The sequence below is a fragment of the Streptomyces sp. NPDC096310 genome, assembly GCF_044763125.1.
Lineage (GTDB): Bacteria > Actinomycetota > Actinomycetes > Streptomycetales > Streptomycetaceae > Streptomyces.
This window is the reverse complement of record NZ_JBIWFO010000026.1, coordinates 1-18585: the sequence shown is the minus strand read 5'-3', so window position 1 is coordinate 18585 and position 18585 is coordinate 1. Positions and strand designations below refer to the sequence as shown.

The window sequence follows — 18585 nt, the reverse complement described above, 5'->3', positions numbered from 1 at the left end:
CGGCGATCAGATGTCGTCGAGGCCGCGCTCGATCGCGTAGCGCACCAGCTCGACCCGGTTGTGGAGTTGCAGCTTGCCGAGGGTGTTCTGGACGTGGTTCTGCACGGTGCGGTGCGAGATGACCAGCCGCTCGGCGATCTGCTTGTACGAGAGGCCCTTGGCGACCAGCCGCAGCACCTCCGTCTCGCGGTCGGTCAGTTCGGGCGCCCTCGGTTCGTCGGCGGCGGCCGGCGCGGGCTCGGAGGCGAGGCGGCGGTACTCCCCGAGCACCAGGCCCGCCAGGCCCGGGGTGAAGACCGGGTCGCCCCCGGCGGTGCGGCGTACGGCGTCGGTCAGCTCCTGCGTACTGGCCGACTTGAGCAGATAGCCGGTGGCGCCGGACTTGACCGCCTCCAGCACATCGGCGTGCTCACCGCTGGCGGAGAGCACCAGGACGCGCAGCCCGGGGAGGGAGCCGACCAGTTCCTTGCAGACCTGGACGCCGGGCATGCCCGGCAGGTTGAGGTCCAGGACGAGCACCCGCGGGGTGGTGGCGCGGGCGCGGCGCACCGCCTGGGGGCCGTCCCCGGCGGTGGCGACGACGTCGAAGCCGGCCGCTTCCAGGTCGCGGGCGACGGCGTCGCGCCACATCGGGTGGTCGTCGACCACCATCACCCGGATCGGCCCGCCGCCGTCCCCGCCGCCGACGCCGTCCGTTCCCGGTCCTGCCGCCGTGTCCGCGCTGTCCGCCGTACCCACTGTGCTCTGCTCGCTCATCGCTCCGTCTTTCCCCGTCCCCGTGGCTCCGCCGGCCCGCGCGGAACCTTCAACTCGACTTCCGTGCCCTGTCCCGGCACCGACACCAGCTCGGCCGTACCGCCCAGATCCCGCAGCCGGCCACGGATCGAGAGGGCGACACCGAGCCGCCCCTCGCCCTCCGCCTGCGCGAGCCGGCCGTCCGGGATGCCGGGGCCGTCGTCCCGTACGGTCACGATCACTTCCCGTCCCCAGTCCTCGACCAGGATCCAGGCGCGGGCGTCCTCGCCCGCGTGTCTGTTCACATTGTCCAGGGCCGCGCCGACGGCCGCCGCCAGCTCGCGGGCCGCCGCGGGCTCCAGTACGACGGGGGCGCCCGGTTCGGAGAAGGTGACCCGGGAGCCGGCGTACGGCGCGAGCAGTGTCCGCAGGTCGCACGGCCCGGACCCGGCCTGCGCGCCCTCGGCCGGTCCCGTGGTGTCGTCGGCGCCGCGTACGGCCTCGCCCCGCCCGGCGTCCTCGGGGAGGCGCGAGACGGGCACCAGCCCGCTGGAGACCAGCGTCCGCAGGGCGATCTCCTGCTCCCCGGCCAGCCGGCCCAGCTCGGCCGCCTCGCCGCCCAGCGCCGTACCGCGCCGCTGCACCATGGCGAGGACCTGGAGCACGCTGTCGTGGATGTCGCGGGCGAGCCGCTCCCGTTCGCGGGTGGCGGCCTCGATCTCCAGGGCGCGGGCGAGGGTGCGTTCGGAGGCGCGGGCGACCTCCACGACGTAACCGATGGCGATGGAGGCGACCCAGACGAGCAGCACGTTGTGCACGGTGTCCAGGGTGGGGTGGCCGCGCTCGATCAGATTGGCCGCGCCGACGAAGGTCGACGCGAAGGCGGCCCACCGCCAGCCGCCCTTCACGGCGAAGGCGAGGACCGATCCGGCGACCCATATCGACGGCAGGGTCAGCCCGTCGACGGAGCGGGCCTGGAGGTCGGCGAAGGGGGTGAGCAGGATGCCGGTGAGGCCGATGGTGAGATCGACGCCCAGGAAGCGCTTGGTGCAGCTCACCGCGTTGGCGACCTTGGGGAGGGTGACGAGCGTCCAGACGGCCAGGACGGCGAGGAAGGACGCGGCGACCCACGGGCGTTCGAAACGGCCGCGTTCGAGGACGAAGAGCAGCACCGCGTAGACCATCGTCAGGACGCGGTAGCCGCCCAGCGCGCGCCACAGCGGCTGCTCGACCGACATGCGCACCACACGCTCGCCCTTGGCCATCTCCCCTGTCCTCCCCCTGCTCCGCCCCGGGCCCTTTCGGGGCCACCCCGCGTGCTCAGCCCCCGGCGGGCGACGCGGCCTTCGCCGCGTCCGCGATCTGCCGCTTGGCCGCCGTCGCGTAGATGTCCACGTACTCCTGGCCGGACAGCTTCATGATCTCGTACATCACCTCGTCGGTGACCGACCGCAGGATGAAGCGGTCCCCCTCCATGCCCTGGTAGCGCGTGAAGTCCAGCGGCTTGCCGATCCTGATCCCCGGGCGCATCAGCTTGGGGACGACCTTGCCGGGCGGCTGGATCTTCTCGGTGTCGATCATGGCCACGGGGATGACGGGCGCCCCGGTGGCGAGCGCCACGCGCGCCAGGCCGCCGGGCTTGCCCCGGTAGAGACGGCCGTCGGGCGAGCGGGTGCCCTCGGGGTAGATACCGAAGAGTTCGCCGCTCTCCAGGACCTTTATGCCGCTCTGGATCGCCGCCTCGCCCGCGCCTCGCCCGCCGGAGCGGTCCACGGGGAGCTGTCCGACGCCCTTGAAGAAGGCGGCGGTGAGCCTGCCCTTCACCCCGGGCGAGGTGAAGTACTCCGCCTTCGCGATGAAGGTGACCTTGCGGTCGAGCACCGCCGGGAGGAAGAACGAGTCCGAGAACGAGAGATGGTTGCTCGCGAGGATCGCGGGCCCCTCGGCGGGAACGTTCTCAAGTCCCTCCACCCAGGGCCTGAAGGCAAGCTTCAGCGACCCTCCGATGGAGAACTTCACTGCGCCGTAGATCAACTCGAATTCCTTCTGTTGTGCTGTCGACCGACCTTAACCCGTGGGGTGCCCGCGCTCCCCCTCCATGGGGGCGGTCACGGGGCGTGCCGTGAGGTCCGCGGAAGGGGCGGACGGACCTGGTCGGTGTCGGTCCGGTCGCGTACGGTGAAGTACACCTTCCCGAGCCTCACGAACACCTCACGAACAGGAGACCTTTGGTGCCGGTCCTTCCTGGAGCCGAGCCGTACCGCCACGAGGGCGGCGAGGTCGGCGTCCTCCTCTGTCACGGATTCACCGGTTCCCCCCAGTCGCTGCGTCCCTGGGCCGAATATCTGGCCGGGCAGGGGCTGACGGTGTCGCTCCCGCTGCTGCCGGGGCACGGCACGCGCTGGGAGGACATGCGGCTCACGGGGTGGCAGGACTGGTACGCGGAGGTGGACCGGGCCCTGCGGGAGCTGCTGGAGCGGTGCGAGCGGGTCTTCGTGCTGGGGCTGTCGATGGGCGGGGCGCTGGCGCTGCGGCTGGCCGCGCTCCACGGGCGGGCGGTCAGCGGGGTCGTCGTGGTCAATCCGGGGATCAAGGTGCACGGGGCGGCGGCGCACGCGCTGCCGGTCCTCCGCCATCTCGTGGCGACGACCAAGGGGCTGACGAGCGACATCGCCAAGGAGGGCAACACGGAGGTCGGTTACGACCGGGTGCCGCTGCACTGCGCGCACTCGCTGCGGAATTTCTTCCGGCTGGTGGACGGGGAGCTGCCCCGGGTCAACCAGCCGCTGTTGCTGCTGCACAGCGCGGTGGACCATGTGGTGCCGCCGGCCGACTCGGCCAGGATCCTCGGCCGGGTCTCCTCGACGGATGTTCGCGAGGTCCTGCTGGAACAGAGCTACCACGTCGCGACGTTGGACCATGACGCGGAGCGGATTTTCGAGGAGAGTCACGCGTTCATCGGCCGGCTCGCTCCGACTGTCGGGAAGAAGGGGAGCACCACCGGTGGCTGAGCATGACGCGAACCGCGAACCGCAGCCGATCGACGAGGAGGCCGCCTGGGCGGCGATCGTCGCCGGGTACGGGGATGAGCCGGCGGATCCGCCGGGCGCCAAGCCGTTCAAGTCGGTCGAGGACCTGGCACTGCTGGAGGGCGACCGGAACGGGCCGAGACCCGGGCCGGACGGCCCGGGCGCCGGGAAGAAGACGCCGGAGCCACTGGAGCAGCTGAAGCCCCCGCCGCCCGCGCCGTCGGCGGACCCGGCCGGGGCCGCCGGGACGGAGCGGACCTCGGACGGCGACAGAGCGCAGGGCGCGGGCGCGGCGGAGAACGCGGACGGAGCGAGGGACGCGCACGGAAGCCCGGACGGAGGCGCGCAGGGCGCGGACGAGGACCCGGAGGCCGGGAAGTCGGCGCTGGGCTCCTCGATCACCTTCGCGCCCGGTGTCGGCGGGCCCGGCATCGCCCTCCCCGGGGCCGGCGGTCCGCGCGACTACCGGCTCGCGGAGCCCGGGGACGGGGACACCGCCGACGAGGAGGGCCACTTCGTCCCGCCGGAGCCGCCCCCGCTGCCCGAGTCCGACGTGACCTCCAGGTTCGCCTGGCTCGCGGTGATCGGCGGCCCGGTGCTGATGCTGATCGCGGTCCTGCTGAGCTGGGACATGACGTGGTGGCTGACAACGCTCTGCGTCGGCGGCTTCCTGGGCGGTTTCGCCACGCTGGTGGCGCGGATGGACCCGGACGACGACGAGAGCGACGACCCGGGCCGCGGCGCGGTCGTCTGACCCGCCCGGCGGCGGGCGCGGTCGTCCGACCGCCCGGCGGTCGTCAGAGCCGCCGGGGAGCACCGCCCTACGGCGCCGGTACGCGCAGGGCGGCGAGCACCGGAAGGTGGTCGGTGGCCGCCCGCAGGTCGGCCTCGGTGACACCGGGCAGCCCGCGCGGCACCCCGCAGCCGAGGACGTCGATCCCCCCGGTGGCGAGGACCGCGTCGATGCGCTGGTGCGGGCGGTCCGGTGTGGAGGTGTGCTCGTCGCCCCACGGGCTGACCGCCCAGCCGTCCTGGAGCCGCCCGGCCAGCAGCCGGAAACCCCGGCCGCCGGGCCGTTCGTTGAGATCGCCCGCCACGACCGCGTGCGGTACGTCCATCGCCGCCAGCCGGTCGAGCACCATCCCCGCCTGCGCGTACCGTTCGGCGGCCTGAAGGCTGAGATGGCAGCTCAGCACCGCGAGTCGGGCGCGCCCGACCCGTACCACCGCGGTGGCGAAACCGCGCCGGTGCAGGCCGGGGGTGTGCGGCAGCAGGACGTCCTCGGTGCGTTCGACCGCGACGCGCAGCGAGCACAGGAGCAGCGGCCCGGTCGCGGGCGCGCCGCCGCCGAGCACCACGAGCCCGGTGTGGGCGGCCAGCCAGGCGGCCCGCTTGCGCCAGCGGAAGAAGCGGGGCGCTTCCTGCACGCAGACCAGATCGGGCGCGCAGGCGGTGATCACCCGCGCCAGCGCCGCACGGTCGTCGCGCATCGAGCGGATGTTGTAGCTGAGCACCCGGATCACGGCCGAACCGTCCGGCTCGGTACGGGAGTCGGGGAGCGGGGGCGGAGGCGTCGCCATGGTGGGGACGATACGGGAGCCAACGGGTCCGTACGGGCCGACACCACCCGCGCACGGACAGCGACTCGGGTCCGTACGGCACCGTGCCCGTCGCCCCTGCCCGCGAGGGGGGGCGACGGGCACGTACCGCACCGATCGGCCGGAGGCCCGGGACCGGGCGGCCGTAGCGGGCCTGGTCAGCCCTGGCGGGCCAGGTCGGCCGCTCCCACCAGTCCGGCCTCGCCGCCGAGTTGGGCCGCGAGGACCTGTGCGTGCGGGCGCCACTCGCCGCCGATGAGCCAGCGCCGGAACGACTTGCGGATCGGGTCGAGGACGAGTTCGCCCTCGTCCGAGACGCCGCCGCCGACGATGAACGCGGACGGGTCGAAGAGCGAGGCCAGGTCGGCCAGGCCCGCGCCCGCCCACCGGGCCAGCTCGCGGAAGGAGTCGACGGCCACCGGGTCGCCGGCCCGGGCCGCGGCGCTGATGTGCCGGCCCTCGATGCCCTCGATGGTGCCGTCACCGAGACCGAGCAGGGTCCGCGCGTTCTCCGGTGTGGCGTTGGCGCGCTGCCGGGCGTAGCGGACGAGGGCGCGCCCCGACGCGTACTGCTCCCAGCAGCCCTGGCTGCCGCAGCCGCAGAGCAGCCCGTCCGGGACGACCCTGATGTGCCCGAACTCGGCGGCCACACCGAAGCGTCCGCGGCGCAGCTTGTTGCCGATGATGATGCCGCCGCCGAGTCCGGTGCCGAGCGTGATGCAGATGACGTCCTCGTGGCCCTGTCCCGCGCCGAAGCGGTACTCGCCCCAGGCGGCGGCGTTGGCGTCGTTCTCCACGACGACCGGGAGCCCGACCCGCTGCTCGACCTTGTCCTTGAGCGGTTCGTGGCGCCAGTCGATGTTCGGCGCGAAGAGGACGGTGGCGCGCTTGTCGTCGACGTAGCCGGCGGCACCGATGCCGACGGCCTCGATCTGCTGCCCCTCGCCGGCGCCGGAGACCGCGGCGCAGATCGCGTCGACGATGCCTTCGGCGGTCCGCGGAGTGGGCACCTTGTGCGTCTCCAGGATGGTGCCCTCTTCGTCGACCACGCCGGCCGCGATCTTCGTGCCGCCGATGTCGACGCCGATGGTGAGTCCCATGTGTCCCTCAGTTTTCGGTCGAGCCCCGCTACGGGCAACGGTACCCGAGGGTGGGTGCCCGACCGGTCAGTCCAGGTCGATGCGGCCGTCGGAACCGGGCGTCCCGTCACGGGGATCGGTGGGGTCGTCGGACTTCTCCGTGTCCGGCCGTACGGTGCCGGGCTTGCCGTCCGGTCCGCCGGGCGCGGGGGTCGAGGGGCCCTGGGTCCAGCGGGCCTCCTGGCCCTCCACGGCGGAGCGGTACGCGGCGAGGAGTTCGCCGCCCGCCGCGGCGAGGTGGTCGAAGACGCCGGGGTTGCGCTCGATGACCGGTTCGACGGCCTGCTTGGCCTGCTGGACGAACTGCTGGACGGCGCCCTGTGCGGCCATGCCCAGCAGCGGGCTCTGGAACGTGGAGACCTTGTCGGCGACGGCGTCGAACAGCTTGCGCAGTTCGTCGGCGGCGGAGCCGGGCGGCGGCCCGTAGGCGGCCCGGCGGCGTGCCTTCTCCGCTTCCAGGTCTTCCGCGCATGCCGTGGCCCAGGCGTCCGAGTCGGCGGCGGGGCGCTCGGTGGCGTCGCTCATGGCGTACTCCTGCGTCAGGGGCAGAGCCTCCCGCCATGGGCAGCGGAAGGGTTCGTACCTTCGACGGTACCCGAACAGGGGTACGTCGTTCAGTGTCCGCGCGGCCACAGAGCGGGGTCGGGGGTGAAGCGCACCCGCAGCACCCCGTCGGTGAGGGCGGCGCCGGTGACGGTGCAGCGGCGCAGCGCGGAGGGCAGCGGAACGATTCTCCGGAACGTGCCGACGGTCAGCAGGAGTTCGTCGTCCCTGCGGACGAGGTTGAGTTCGCTCTTGACGGCGCCGGGCAGCGGTACGCACCAGACGAGCAGGTTCTCCTCCGCGAGCCGGTCCTCGACGGGCCAGGGGGTCGCGGCGGGCGGGGGCGGGACCGCCAGGGAGCCGGCGCCGCCGTCGGTGCCGGGCTCCCCGAAGGCGGTGCCCGTGCCGTCCAGCAGGGCGAGATCGTCGAGCCCCTGCGGATCGCGGCCGAGGTGTCCGACCGGCTGCCGGTCCGCGGGCCACTCGGCGAGGTACTTGTGCTGCTGGGCGACGAGCGTCGCGAGCCAGGGGCCGGCCGTGTCGTGCGGCAGCAGGCGGTTGGGTACGGGGGTGTCGGCGCGCAGCCCGTACAGGGCGAGCGCGGTCCGGGCCGTGCGCAGCGCACGCGCCGCGGCGGGTCCGGGCTCCGCGACCAGCCGTACGGTGGTCGCCGGGTCCTCGATCAGCCGCTGCACGGCGGCGAGTTCGGTGTCCCAGCGGGCGGTGGTCTCGTACAGCCACTGGGCGGGCATGGGTATGCCGGCGAGCTGGGCCATCATCGGGCGCAGCGCGCGGGCGGCCTGGCGTTCCTGTGGCAGCAGCCGGCGCAGATAGCGGCGGAGCTGTTCGGGCAGGGCGAGCAGGGCGAGGGCGTCGCGCAGCGGCGGGAGGTCGACGACGAGGGTGTCCCAGTGGCCGGCGGCGGCCCGGCGCAGGGCCTGGAGCAGGGCGGACTGCTCGCTGCCCGGCAGGGGGGTGAGTTCCTCGCCGGCGAGCGGGCGGGCACCGAGCAGGTCGAGTCCGGCGGCGAGGCGCTCCTGGAGGGCGAGGGTTTCCGTACGGAAGTGTTCGCCGGGGTCGACACGGGCGGCCCACAGGCCGCCGCCGTCCACCTGGACCGGGTCGGTGCCGACGGCGCCCCGGTCCAGGCCGAGGAGGTCGTCGAGGGGGTCGGCGGAGAGCAGCAGGACGCGTCCGCCGCGGTGCGCGGTGGCCAGCGCGGTGGCGGCGGCGACCGTGGTGCGGCCCGCGCCGCCGGGACCGGTGACGAGGACCGTACGCATCCGGGGTCAGGCCCCCGAGCCGGATTCGACGCGCTTCTTGAGGCCGTCGAGGGCGCGGTCGATGATGACCTTCTCCGCCTTGCGCTTGATCATGCCGAGCATCGGGATCTTGACGTCGACGGTCAGCCGGTAGGTGACCTCGGTGTGACCGCCGGCGACGGGCCTGAGCAGGTACGAGCCGTCGAGGGCGCGCAGCATCTGGGACTTCACGAGGGTCCAGCTCACCTCGTTGTCGCCGGTCCAGGTGTAGGCGAGGGTGTGGTCGTCCTTGATGGCGCCGGCGTCCAGCACCAGCCTGACCTGCTGGGCGCGGCCCCGGTCGTCGGTGGCGAGCACCTCGGCCTGCTTCACCTCGCCGGTCCAGTCCGGGTAGCGGGCGAAGTCGGCGATCACGCCCATGACGTCGGCCGGTGCCGCCTCGATCGTGATGCTCGAACTGGTGTGTTCCGCCATCGCCGTGTCCTCCGGTGCCGGTGCTGTTCCGGCTTCTGGGTCTGTGGTGTGCAGGCTATCGCGAGTGCGACGGTCACCATTCCATGGTCCACGGCCGCCCGGCCGAGGCGAAGTGCCCGACGTTCACGCACTCCGTGGCCCCCACACGCATCCGGCGGGCCAGCGGCTGGTGGACATGGCCGAAGAGCGCGTACCGGGGCCGGGTCCGGTGGATGGCGTCCAGCAGGGCGCGGCTGCCGCGTTCGAAGCGGCGGGCGACGGTGTCGTACGTCAGCTCGGGGACCTCGGGCGGGATGTGCGAGCAGAGCACGTCGACCTCGCCGAGCGCCTCGACCTTGGCGGCGTACTCCTCGTCGGAGATCTCGTACGGCGTGCGCATGGGGGTGCGCAGTCCGCCGCCGACGAAGCCGAAGACCCGGCCGCCCAGTTCGACGCGGTCGCCGTCGAGCACGGTGGTGCCCGGTCGTGCGTACTCGGGCCAGAGGGCAGGTATATCGACATTGCCGTAGGTGGCGTACGTCGGATCGGGGAGGACCGCGAACAGTTCGGCGTACTGGCGCCGTACGGCCTGCTGGATCGCGGTCTCCTGGTCGAGATCGAGCGCGGCCCACAGCGCGCGGCCGAACTCCCTGGCCTCGTCGAAGCGGCGGGCGGTGCGCAGTTCCACGATCCGGTCGGCGTTGGCGACACCGAAGAGATCGGGGAAGATCCCGCGCGAATGGTCCGCGTAGTCCAGGAAGAGCACGAGGTCGCCGAGGAGAATGAGCGCGTCGGCGCCGTCCCCCGCCCGCGCGAGATCCCTCGCGTTCCCGTGCACGTCGCTCACCACGTTGACCCGCCTGCCCATACCCGCCATGCCGATCACCCTAGGCCCTCCTCAGGGCCGCTCCCCCGCGGCGGTGCGCGGGGGAGCGCACGCGGACGGTGCCGGACCTGCGGTTACTTTCGCGGCCCGAAAGGAGTGGACTACTGTGCGCGAAGTACCGTCAAAGGCGATGTGACGCAAGGAACATCTGGCCGGAACCCCCTATCGGTGACAAGTACCGATGGGTAACGTCCGGGCAGTCCAGTTGTGCTCGTTTCCGTCGAGCACCTGCCCGATCTTGGACCGCAGCCGGCACGCACGACGCCGTGGCGCCGGCGCCCGATGAGGAGCAGCAGTCTTGCGCGAGTTCGGCCTTCCGGCCCTGTACGAGGTCCCCTCGGACGGCAATCTGACGGATCTCATCCGCCGCAATGCCGCTCAGCACCCCGATGTCGCGGTTCTGGGCCGCAAGGTGGCCGGGGCCTGGACCGATGTCACCGCCACGCAGTTCCTCGCGGAGGTGCGGACCGTCGCGAAGGGACTGATCGCGGCGGGGGTCCGGCCGGGCGACAGAGTCGCGCTGATGTCGCGGACCCGCTTCGAGTGGGTGCAGTTCGACTTCGCGATCTGGAGCGCGGGGGCCGTCACCGTCCCGGTGTACGACACCAGTTCGGCCGAGCAGGTGCAGTGGATCCTCGGTGACTCGGGCGCGGTCGCGGCGATCGTGGAGAGCGACGAGCACGCCGCGACGGTGGAGTCCGTACGGGGCGCCCTGCCCGCGCTGCGCGACGTCTGGCAGCTCGACGCGGGCGCGCCGGGCCGGGGCGCGGTGGCGGAGCTGACGGCCGCGGGCGCGGAGGTCACGGACGCGACGGTCGACGAGCGGGCGGCGACGGCGAAGGCCGACGACCCGGCGACGATCGTGTACACCTCGGGCACCACCGGGCGCCCCAAGGGGTGTGTGCTGACGCACCGCAGCTTCTTCGCGGAGTGCGGCAACGCGGTGGAACGCCTCAAGCCCCTCTTCCGTACCGGTGAGTGCTCCGTTCTGCTCTTCCTCCCCGCCGCGCATGTCTTCGGGCGGCTGGTCGAGGTGGCGGCCGTGATGGCGCCGATCAAGCTCGGCTGCGTACCGGACATCAAGAACCTCACCGAGGAACTGGCCGCGTTCCGGCCGACGCTGATCCTCGGGGTGCCGCGCGTCTTCGAGAAGGTCTACAACGGGGCGCGCGCCAAGGCGCGGGCGGACGGCAAGGGCCGGATCTTCGACAAGGCGGCGCACACGGCGATCGCGTACAGCCGGGCGCTCCCCACCCCGGGGGGCCCGTCGCTGGGGCTCCGGATCCGCCACGCGGTCTTCGACCGGCTCGTCTACCGCAAGCTGCGCGCGGTGCTCGGCGGGCGCGGCGAGTACGCGATCTCCGGCGGCGCCCCGCTGGGTGAGCGGCTGGGCCACTTCTACCGCGGCATCGGCTTCACGGTGCTGGAGGGGTACGGCCTGACGGAGTCCTGCGGGGCCAGCTCCTTCAACCCCTGGGACCGGCAGAAGATCGGCACGGTCGGCCAGCCCCTGCCGGGCTCGGTCGTGCGGATCGCCGACGACGGCGAGGTGCTGCTGCACGGCGAGCACCTGTTCACGGGGTACTGGAACAACGAGGCGGCGACGGCGGAGGCGCTGGCCGACGGCTGGTTCCACACCGGCGACATCGGCACGCTCGACGAGGACGGCTATCTCTCGATCACGGGCCGGAAGAAGGAGATCCTGGTCACGGCGGGCGGCAAGAACGTCGCGCCCGCGGTGATCGAGGACCGCATCAGGGCGCACGCGCTGGTGGCGGAGTGCATGGTCGTCGGCGACGGCCGGCCGTTCGTGGGCGCGCTGGTCACCCTGGACGAGGAGTTCCTCGCCCGTTGGGCGAAGGACCACGGCAAACCGGCCGACGCGACCGCGGCGACGCTGCGGCTCGACCCGGAGCTGCTGGCGGAGGTGCAGCGCGCGGTGGACGAGGGCAACGCGGCGGTCTCGAAGGCGGAGTCGGTACGGAAGTTCCGCGTCCTGACGGCGCAGTTCACCGAGGACGCGGGGCACATCACGCCGTCGATGAAGCTGAAGCGGAACGTGGTGGCGAAGGACTTCGCCGACGAGATCGAGGCGATCTACCAGAGCTGACGGGTGGGCGCGCCGGGGCGCGTGCCCCGGCGCGCGCCCGCCTGACCGACCGCCCGTCCGGAACGGCGCACGGCCGGAGCGGCGCACGGCCGGAGCGGCGCACGACCGGAGCGGCGCGCGACCGTCAGAGCAGCAGGCGCAGGCGTTCCGCCAGCAGGTCCCAGCGCCAGCGTTCCTCCACCCACGCCCGGCCGCGCTCGCCCATCGCGCGGCGCAGCTCCGGGTCTTCGAGGAGGGTGACGATACGGTCGGCCGATTCCCGGGCGGCCATGTCCGGCGGGCCGCCATGGACCACCCAGCCCGTCTCGCCGTCCAGTACCGCGTCGGGCGCGCCGCCCGAGTCGCCCGCGACCACCGGGAGGCCGGTCGCCGAGGCCTCCAGGTAGACGATGCCCAGGCCCTCCACGTCGAGGCCGCCGCGGCGGGTGCGGCAGGGCATCGCGAAGACGTCGCCCGCGCCGAAGTGGGCGGGCAGCTCCCGCCAGGGGACGGCGCCGGTGAAGCGTACGGAGGCGGCGACCCCCGTGGTCGCGGCCAGCTTCCGCAGGTCGGCCTCGTACGGGCCGCCGCCCACGATCAGCAGGACCGCCTCGGGCACCCGCGCCAGGATCGCGGGCATCGCGCGGATCAGGGTGTCCTGGCCCTTGCGGGGGACCAGCCGGGAGACGCAGACGACGACGGGCCGGTCCGTGAGGCCGAGCGCGGCGCGCACGGCGGCGCCGCCCGAGTCCGGGTGGAAGGTCTTCTCGTCGACGCCCGGCGGCAGTTGCCGCATCCGCGCGGCGGCTTCGGGAGTGAGCGCGGGCGCGATCCGCGACCGGGTGTAGTCGCCCAGATAGGTGATCGTGTCCGTGGACTCGCCGATGCGCCGCAGCAGTTGCCGGGAGGCGGGCAGTTGCGCCCAGCCCGCCTCGTGGCCGTGCGTGGTGGCGACCAGGCGCCGCGCGCCCGCCCTGCGCAGCGCGGGCGCCATCAGGCCGAGCGGGGCCGCGGCGCCGAACCAGACCGACTCGCACCCGTGCTCGCGCAGCAGCGCGACCGCCCTGCGGGTGACGCGCGGCGTCGGCAGCAGCATCGTCGTACGGTCGCGTACGACGGTGAAGGGCTGCTCCGCGTCGAAGGCGTCGGTGGCCTCGACACCCTCGCGCCCCCGCTTCCAGGTGGACGCGTAGACGACGAGCCGTTCGGGGTCCAGGCGCAGCGCCATGTTGTGCAGGAACGCCTGGATGCCGCCCGGCCTGGGCGGAAAGTCATTGGTGACGATCAATGTCTTGTGCATCGCCGCCGACAGTACCGGGCCGCGACGCGGCCCCGCCTCATGGCTCCCGCACGGCCAGGACCGGCATCATGGCGTCCACCGATCCCCGCAATCCGGACGAACCGGGCCGGGGGTCGGCTCCGGTGGAGCGGCGGGAAGGGCGGTCATGACGGGTACGCGCGGCACACGGGCCACGATCGCGGTGTGGACCCTCACCCGGGCGGCCCTGCTGCTCTGTGTGTTCAAGGTCGTCACCGTGCCGGGTCCCGATGTCACCAGCGATGTCTCGGTGATCTACCGGGGCTGGTACGAGGTGCTGAGGTCGGGCACCTATCCGCTGTCGGACGTGACCTGGCAGTATCCGCCCGCGGCGGCGCTGGCGGTCGCCTCCCCCGCCGTACTGCCGTTCCTCGGCTACGCCTCGGCCTTCTTCGTGCTGGCGTTCCTGTGCGACGCGCTGGTCCTCGGGCTGCTGCTGCGCGCGGCCCGGGGCGCCGGCCGGTCGGCGCGGGGGGCGTGGGTGTGGGTGGCGGGCGTACCGCTGCTGGGGCCGACCGCGTACGCCCGGTACGACGTGATGGTGACGGCGGTGGCGGTGGCCGCGCTGCTCGCCGGGGTGGGGCGGCCGCGGCTCCTTGGGGCGCTCGCGGCGTTCGGCGCGCTGCTGAAGGTGTGGCCGGCGCTGCTGCTGGTGGGAACCCCGCCGGGGCGGGCCACCCGCCGGGCGTGGACGAGCGCGGCGGTGACGGCGGCCCTGCTGACCGCGTTCGCCTGCGCCGCGCTCCCCGGCGCACTGGCCTTCCTCACCTTCCAGCGCGACCGGGGCACGGAGGTCGAGTCGCTCGGCGCGCTGGTGTTCCAGGTGTGGCGGCACTTCGGCTGGGAGGGGGGTGTGCGGCTGAGTTACGGCTCCGTGGAGTTCGTCGGACCGTACGTCCCGCTGGTCAGCTCGCTGGCGCTGGCGCTTTCCCTGCTCGCCTTGGGCTGGCTGCTGGTGTGGCGGCTGCGGGCCCGTACGTATCCGGCCCACACCGTGTGCGACGCGGCGTTCGCGGCGGTGCTGCTGTTCACCACCACGAGCCGGGTGATCAGCCCGCAGTACCTGCTCTGGCTGGTCGGGCTCGGCGCGGTCTGCGCGACGCTGCGGGCGAGCCGGACGGTGCCGTCCGTGCTGCTGGTCGTGGCCGCGACGGGGGTGACCCTGCTCGAATTCCCGCTCGGCTTCGCCCATGTGGTCGCCGGGGACCCGCTCGGTGTGCTGCTGCTGTTCGTACGCAACGGACTGCTGGCCGCCGCCACGCTGCTGGCCTGCGGGCGGCTGTGGCGGGAGACGGTCTCCGGGCCCCGGCGCGCCGCCGCGGCGGCGGACGTCAGCCCAGACGCCGCCGCACCCGATCGCGCCACCGCTCCGTGAGCCGTTCCGGGGTGGTCGACAGGACGTCGCGCGCGGCCTTCTCGACGGCGCCCGCGCGGCCCGGGTGGCCGCCCACCGCGCGGTAGAAGGCGGTCAGCATCTCCTCGCCCCACTCCGCGGCGATCAGCTCGCACGCCAGCCAGGCGCTCTCGTACGCGCGGGCCAGCCGGTCCGGGTCGCCGCCGAACGCGAAGTCCTCGTCGGAGGGGAGCGCGGCGGGCGCCTCGCCCCGGCGTACGGCGCCTTGGAGTTCGGGGGCGATCTGCCCGGCGGTCAGCGCGCTCCCCCGGTACGCGACCCAGTCGGCGAAGCCCTCGGAGAGCCAGGACGGGGTGGCGGCCGAGGTGGCCGTCCGGGTCGCCACATGGGTGGTCTCGTGGGTCAGTACGATCTCCCGGCCGTGGGCGGCGAGTTCCCCGTACGCCTCCGGGTTGACGACGACCCGGTCGGCCGGCGGGGCGCCGGAGCCGCCGGTCTTGCCCGTGGTGACCGCGGCGATGGACCGGTAAGCGGCGGCGGGCGCCCCCAGGAGCCCTCCCAAGGCCGTCAGGTCCTCGGGCACCAGCACCACCACCCGGCGCGCCCAGCGGCCCGGCCAGGCGGCGTCCACGGCGGGTACGGCGCGGTCGGCGGTGGCGGCGATCGCGCGCAGCCGCGCCTCGTCCTGCCCGACGCCCAGGACGAGGGCGTGCGTGCCGCGCACGGCCCGTACCGCGCCCTGTTCCCAGAGCTGGGCGGCGCCGCCCTCGGCGGCCCGGTCGGCGCTCACGTACCAGCGCCCCGCGCGCTCGGTCAGCTCCAGTGCGCGGGGCGCGGCGAGGGGCACGCTGTCGTGGCCGGCGAGCCGGTAGCGCAACTCGGCGCGTACGGTCGCCCGCGCGCCGGAGCGCCGTACCCCGGTGAGGTGGTACGCCCACGCGTCGAGGGGCACCTCGGCGAGGTTCCTGAACTCGGCGCGCGCGGTGGCGCGCAGGGCGGGCGCGGCGGGGTCGACGGCGGCCAGGTAAGCGGCCTCGTCCCGGTCCAGGGCGGCGGCGGCCCGGCGGTCCAGGGCCCGGCGGATCCCGTCCGCGGCCGTCGCGCCGGGGGCGGGCGCCGGCGTGCGGGCGGGCGCGGTGCAGCCGGGCGCCAGGAGCGCCCCGGCCAGCAGCGGCAGCACGGCGCGCCGCCGCACCCCGCCGCCGGTACCGGCGCTGTCGTCACGCTCCCGACCTGCCACGCCGCCGATCGTACGGGGCCCGCGCCGCGCCTCAGACGCGTGTGACGGAGGAGACCGGCAGCATGCCGACCGGGTCGTAGCGCACGGAGGCGCCGGGGTACGGGGCGTGGATCACCTGGCCGTTGCCCACGTACATCCCGATGTGGCTGGCGTCGTCGCGGTACGCCACCAGGTCGCCGGGGCGCGCCTGGGAGAGCGGCACCCGTGCCCCCGCGTACCGCTGCGCCTGGGAGGTGCGCGGCAGGCCTACGCCGGCCTGCCCGTACGCCCACTGGGTGAGCCCCGAACAGTCGAAGCCCGAGGGCCCGTTGGCGCCCCACACATAGGGCCGCCCGACGGCGCGCTGGGCGGCCTGGACGGCCGCGGCGGCCCGCCCGGTGGCGGGCGACCCGGGTCCGGAGAGCGCGCCGGGCAGCTCGCCCCGGTCGGAGCGGGAGGCCCGGTCGTAGGAGACCCGGTCGGCCTCGGTCAGGGTGTTGAGCAGGCGGCGTGCCTCGGCGAGCCTGCCCTCGACGGTGCGCTTGTGGCGGGCGACGGCGGCCCGGCTGCGCTCCAGTTCGGCGAGGTCGCGGGCGGCCTCGCCGCGTACCTGCCCGAGGCTGCGCTGGGCCAGGCCGAGTTCCTTCAGGGCGCCGGACTGGCGGGCGCCGACCCGGTCGAGGACGGCGGCCTTCTCCAGATAGCCGTCCGGGTCGGAGGAGAGCAGCAGCGCGAGCGTGGGGTCGACGCCCCCCGAGCGGTACTGGGCGCCGGCGAGCGAACCGAGCGCGCCGCGCATGGCGTTGACGCGCTCCTGGCCGCGCGCCGCGCTGTCCTGCGCTCTCTCCAGCAGCGTCCGCAGCTCTGTGACGCGTTCGCCCGCCTTGTTGTACCGCTCGGTGGCCCGCTCGGCCTGCTCGAAGAGCCGGTCGACCTGGGCCCGGGTCGCGTCGGGCGTCGCCTGCGGGTCGGCGCCCGCCGGGGCGGCGCCGAGCGCCACCGCCGTCGTGGCCGCCGCGAGGGACACGGCGGCGACGGCGCTGCCACGGGTGCCGGAACGCAGAGCAGCATGGCCGGACTGTGAGGGTCGGCGATGGGACACCACGGGAAGCCGAACTCCCTTCCGCTGTACGCGCAGGCGCAGCCCTGCCGCCCGGTGGGCGGACCGCTGGCCGGTGCTGCGCGGAGCAGACAGTAGCCGGGCGATCACGGAGCGGCCAACGACCGCCCCGCGCACACAAAGTGGCGCCCCGCCGTAGACCTCAAGGTCATCGGCGGGGCGCGGGTGTCAGCGTATGGGGTGGGAATTCCCCCGAATGGGCGGGTGTCGGGCCGGAGATGACGGTCAGGGCGTCTTCGCCGGGACGTCGGGCCGGTCGTTGCCCGCCCGGTGGTCAGGCGATGCGCACACCGAACTGGAACGGCATGTTCCCGATGGCCTCGTAGCGGACGCTGGCGCCCGGCTTGGGCGCGTGCAGCACCTGGCCGTTGCCCGCGTAGAAGCCGACGTGGTGCAGGTCGCCGTAGAAGATGACCAGGTCACCCTTCTGGAGCTGGCCCTGCGAGAGCCGCGAACCGGCGTTGGCCTGGGCCTCGGAGGTCCGGGGGATGGAGACACCGGCCTGCGCGTACGCCCAGGAGGTGAGCCCGGAGCAGTCGAAGGAGCTGGGGCCGGAGGCGCCGTAGACGTACGGTGTGCCGATCTTGCCCTGCGCGGCGGCGAACGCGGCGCCGGCGCGGGACGAGGAGGCCGGGGCGTCCCCGAGGTCGGCGCGGGAGGACGAGCCGCCGCCGCTGCCGCTGCCCCGGCTGGCGCGCTCCTCCTCGGCCTTGGCGAGGTCGGCGCGCTCCTTCTCGGTGAGCGAGTTGAGGAGCTTCTGGGCGGCGCTGAGCTTGCCCTGGACTTCCTTCTTCTTCTCGGTGAGCACCTTGCGGGTGTCCGCGAGGTCCTTGACCTTGCCCTGGGCCTCCTGGCGCTGCTGCGCGAGGGTCCGCTGCTTGTCCTGGATCCGCTTGAGGGACTCGGCCTGCTTGCCGCTGACCTGGTCGAGCGTGGACGCCTTCTCCAGGTAGCTGTCCGGGTCGGAGGAGAGGAAGAGCTGGAGCGCGGGGTCGATACCGCCGGTGCGGTACTGGCTGCTGGCCATCAGGCCGAGCCCGTCCCGCATCTCGTTGAGCTCTTCCTGGCCGCGGGCGACCTTGTCCTGAAGGGCGCCGACCTGCTTCTCCAGCTTGTCCTGCGCCTCTTCGGCCCCGTTGGCCTTCTCGGTGGCCTTCTCGGCGTCCTCGTAGAGCTTGTCGACCTTCTCCTTGACGTCGGCCTTGCTCGGCGTCGGCGCGGCGTTGGCGGCCTGGGAGGTCAGCGCGACGGCAGCGGCGGCGGTCGCCGTGAGCACGGTCACCCTGGTGCGGCTCGGGGGCTTGGGACGACGGTGGGACGCCACGGAGGCGAGCTCCTTCTTCCTCAGCCGCCTGCCGGTCCTTGGGGACGTCAGTCCCGGCTTCGCACGGACGGCTCCCCCGCGAACTGGGCCGAACTGCGCGAAAACGGCGGTTCCTTCACTGTCACCCCGGATGGGTGATCAACCGCGCGAAGGTTCGAGGCCTGACCCTAGTGACCTTCTTGTGATCAGTTCAAATCCTCGCAAGAAAAAACTCAGTCACGAAGCACATTATTTACAGACGCCGACTGACAGCAGACCGGCAATACACATGCAGTAGCGGACATTTGACGCCACGCCGCCATAAGCCGTGGCCAATTCGGTCATTGCCGCCGTTAGTTCACAAGAGCTGAGCAGAGTCGAGCAGAACCGACTGGAACCGAACGGAACCGACCGGACCGGGTCGGATCCGGCGGGGCATCGGCTAGACGAGTCATTCCGAAGTAGCGTCGTCCGCCCCTTGGGGCGGGCGGGGAGGTGTCAGGTGCACTGCACTCGCTGCGCTCGCTCCGTCTCGGC

At 73.6% G+C, this 18585-nt stretch carries 17 protein-coding genes; 4 read left to right on the top strand and 13 right to left on the bottom strand.

Annotated elements, in window-relative coordinates:
* Positions 1-6: 6 nt before the first annotated feature.
* The 3 genes from ACIQ7D_RS31950 to ACIQ7D_RS31940 form a co-directional block, all read right to left on the bottom strand.
* Positions 7-651 carry a response regulator gene (locus ACIQ7D_RS31950; protein WP_403943794.1) on the bottom strand — a complete coding sequence of 215 codons (645 nt, stop codon included), beginning with the start codon at positions 649-651 and terminating at the stop codon, positions 7-9.
* 101 nt (positions 652-752) lie between these two features.
* On the bottom strand, positions 753-2000 hold the full coding sequence (gene macS, locus ACIQ7D_RS31945; protein WP_403943645.1) for a MacS family sensor histidine kinase: 1248 nt from the start codon (positions 1998-2000) through the stop codon (positions 753-755).
* Between the two features lie 55 nt (positions 2001-2055).
* On the bottom strand, positions 2056-2769 hold the full coding sequence (locus ACIQ7D_RS31940; protein WP_403943643.1) for a lysophospholipid acyltransferase family protein: 714 nt from the start codon (positions 2767-2769) through the stop codon (positions 2056-2058).
* Between the two features lie 197 nt (positions 2770-2966).
* Here ACIQ7D_RS31940 and ACIQ7D_RS31935 point away from each other — a divergent pair, with 197 nt between their 5' ends.
* A complete protein-coding gene (locus tag ACIQ7D_RS31935) occupies positions 2967-3746 on the top strand; it encodes an alpha/beta hydrolase (RefSeq protein ID WP_403943641.1) in 780 nt (259 codons plus the stop codon).
* Positions 3739-4518, top strand: coding sequence for a hypothetical protein (locus ACIQ7D_RS31930; RefSeq protein WP_403943639.1), 780 nt, complete (start codon positions 3739-3741; stop codon positions 4516-4518). The genes ACIQ7D_RS31935 and ACIQ7D_RS31930 overlap by 8 nt, the downstream gene beginning before the upstream one ends.
* Before the next feature lie 67 nt (positions 4519-4585).
* Here ACIQ7D_RS31930 and ACIQ7D_RS31925 read toward each other — a convergent pair whose 3' ends face one another.
* The 6 genes from ACIQ7D_RS31925 to ACIQ7D_RS31900 all read right to left on the bottom strand — a co-directional run bounded on the left by ACIQ7D_RS31925 (position 4586) and on the right by ACIQ7D_RS31900 (position 9636).
* Positions 4586-5344: an endonuclease/exonuclease/phosphatase family protein gene (locus tag ACIQ7D_RS31925; protein ID WP_403943637.1), complete on the bottom strand. Its 759-nt coding sequence runs from the start codon at positions 5342-5344 to the stop codon at positions 4586-4588.
* Positions 5345-5520: 176 nt separating this feature from the next.
* Positions 5521-6462: an ROK family glucokinase gene (locus ACIQ7D_RS31920; RefSeq protein WP_385005367.1), complete on the bottom strand. Its 942-nt coding sequence runs from the start codon at positions 6460-6462 to the stop codon at positions 5521-5523.
* Positions 6463-6528: 66 nt separating this feature from the next.
* Entirely contained in the window at positions 6529-7026 is a 498-nt protein-coding gene (locus ACIQ7D_RS31915; RefSeq protein ID WP_403943635.1) for a DUF5304 domain-containing protein, read from the bottom strand.
* An 89-nt stretch (positions 7027-7115) separates the two neighbouring features.
* A complete protein-coding gene (locus tag ACIQ7D_RS31910; RefSeq protein WP_403943633.1) occupies positions 7116-8327 on the bottom strand; it encodes an ArsA-related P-loop ATPase in 1212 nt (403 codons plus the stop codon).
* Between the two features lie 6 nt (positions 8328-8333).
* Positions 8334-8780 carry an SRPBCC family protein gene (locus tag ACIQ7D_RS31905; RefSeq protein WP_385005360.1) on the bottom strand — a complete coding sequence of 149 codons (447 nt, stop codon included), beginning with the start codon at positions 8778-8780 and terminating at the stop codon, positions 8334-8336.
* A gap of 73 nt (positions 8781-8853) precedes the next feature.
* The gene (locus ACIQ7D_RS31900; protein ID WP_403943792.1) at positions 8854-9636 is read right to left on the bottom strand and encodes a metallophosphoesterase; all 783 of its coding nucleotides are present in this window, start codon (positions 9634-9636) and stop codon (positions 8854-8856) included.
* Positions 9637-9943: 307 nt separating this feature from the next.
* Between ACIQ7D_RS31900 and ACIQ7D_RS31895 the strand changes: the two genes are divergently transcribed.
* Positions 9944-11755: an AMP-dependent synthetase/ligase gene (locus tag ACIQ7D_RS31895; protein WP_403943630.1), complete on the top strand. Its 1812-nt coding sequence runs from the start codon at positions 9944-9946 to the stop codon at positions 11753-11755.
* A gap of 124 nt (positions 11756-11879) precedes the next feature.
* On the opposite strand, the gene ACIQ7D_RS31890 is transcribed toward ACIQ7D_RS31895, so the two are convergent.
* On the bottom strand, positions 11880-13034 hold the full coding sequence (locus ACIQ7D_RS31890) for a glycosyltransferase family 4 protein (protein ID WP_403943627.1): 1155 nt from the start codon (positions 13032-13034) through the stop codon (positions 11880-11882).
* A 145-nt stretch (positions 13035-13179) separates the two neighbouring features.
* Here ACIQ7D_RS31890 and ACIQ7D_RS31885 point away from each other — a divergent pair, with 145 nt between their 5' ends.
* Positions 13180-14427 carry a glycosyltransferase 87 family protein gene (locus tag ACIQ7D_RS31885; RefSeq protein WP_403943625.1) on the top strand — a complete coding sequence of 416 codons (1248 nt, stop codon included), beginning with the start codon at positions 13180-13182 and terminating at the stop codon, positions 14425-14427.
* Here the strand turns inward: ACIQ7D_RS31885 and ACIQ7D_RS31880 are convergent.
* The 3 genes from ACIQ7D_RS31880 to ACIQ7D_RS31870 form a co-directional block, all read right to left on the bottom strand.
* A complete protein-coding gene (locus tag ACIQ7D_RS31880) occupies positions 14384-15646 on the bottom strand; it encodes a hypothetical protein (RefSeq protein ID WP_403943623.1) in 1263 nt (420 codons plus the stop codon). The two genes, ACIQ7D_RS31885 and ACIQ7D_RS31880, sit on opposite strands and share 44 nt — an antisense overlap.
* A 31-nt stretch (positions 15647-15677) precedes the next feature.
* On the bottom strand, positions 15678-16730 hold the full coding sequence (locus ACIQ7D_RS31875) for an NlpC/P60 family protein (RefSeq protein ID WP_403943621.1): 1053 nt from the start codon (positions 16728-16730) through the stop codon (positions 15678-15680).
* Positions 16731-17019: 289 nt separating this feature from the next.
* On the bottom strand, positions 17020-18069 hold the full coding sequence (locus tag ACIQ7D_RS31870) for an NlpC/P60 family protein (protein ID WP_403943619.1): 1050 nt from the start codon (positions 18067-18069) through the stop codon (positions 17020-17022).
* Positions 18070-18585: the final 516 nt, after the last annotated feature.

Excerpts from the sequence above, each read along its gene's own strand:
- ACIQ7D_RS31915 (WP_403943635.1), bottom strand. The coding sequence starts at position 7,026 with ATGAGCGACGCCACCGAGCGCCCCGCCGCCGACTCGGACGCCTGGGCC.
- ACIQ7D_RS31950 (WP_403943794.1), bottom strand. The coding sequence starts at position 651 with ATGGTGGTCGACGACCACCCGATGTGGCGCGACGCCGTCGCCCGCGAC.
- ACIQ7D_RS31905 (WP_385005360.1), bottom strand. The coding sequence starts at position 8,780 with ATGGCGGAACACACCAGTTCGAGCATCACGATCGAGGCGGCACCGGCC.
- ACIQ7D_RS31910 (WP_403943633.1), bottom strand. The coding sequence starts at position 8,327 with ATGCGTACGGTCCTCGTCACCGGTCCCGGCGGCGCGGGCCGCACCACG.
- ACIQ7D_RS31920 (WP_385005367.1), bottom strand. The coding sequence starts at position 6,462 with ATGGGACTCACCATCGGCGTCGACATCGGCGGCACGAAGATCGCGGCC.
- macS (WP_403943645.1), bottom strand. The coding sequence starts at position 2,000 with ATGGCCAAGGGCGAGCGTGTGGTGCGCATGTCGGTCGAGCAGCCGCTG.
- ACIQ7D_RS31885 (WP_403943625.1), top strand. The coding sequence starts at position 13,180 with ATGACGGGTACGCGCGGCACACGGGCCACGATCGCGGTGTGGACCCTC.
- ACIQ7D_RS31925 (WP_403943637.1), bottom strand. The coding sequence starts at position 5,344 with ATGGCGACGCCTCCGCCCCCGCTCCCCGACTCCCGTACCGAGCCGGAC.
- ACIQ7D_RS31890 (WP_403943627.1), bottom strand. The coding sequence starts at position 13,034 with ATGCACAAGACATTGATCGTCACCAATGACTTTCCGCCCAGGCCGGGC.
- ACIQ7D_RS31900 (WP_403943792.1), bottom strand. The coding sequence starts at position 9,636 with ATGGCGGGTATGGGCAGGCGGGTCAACGTGGTGAGCGACGTGCACGGG.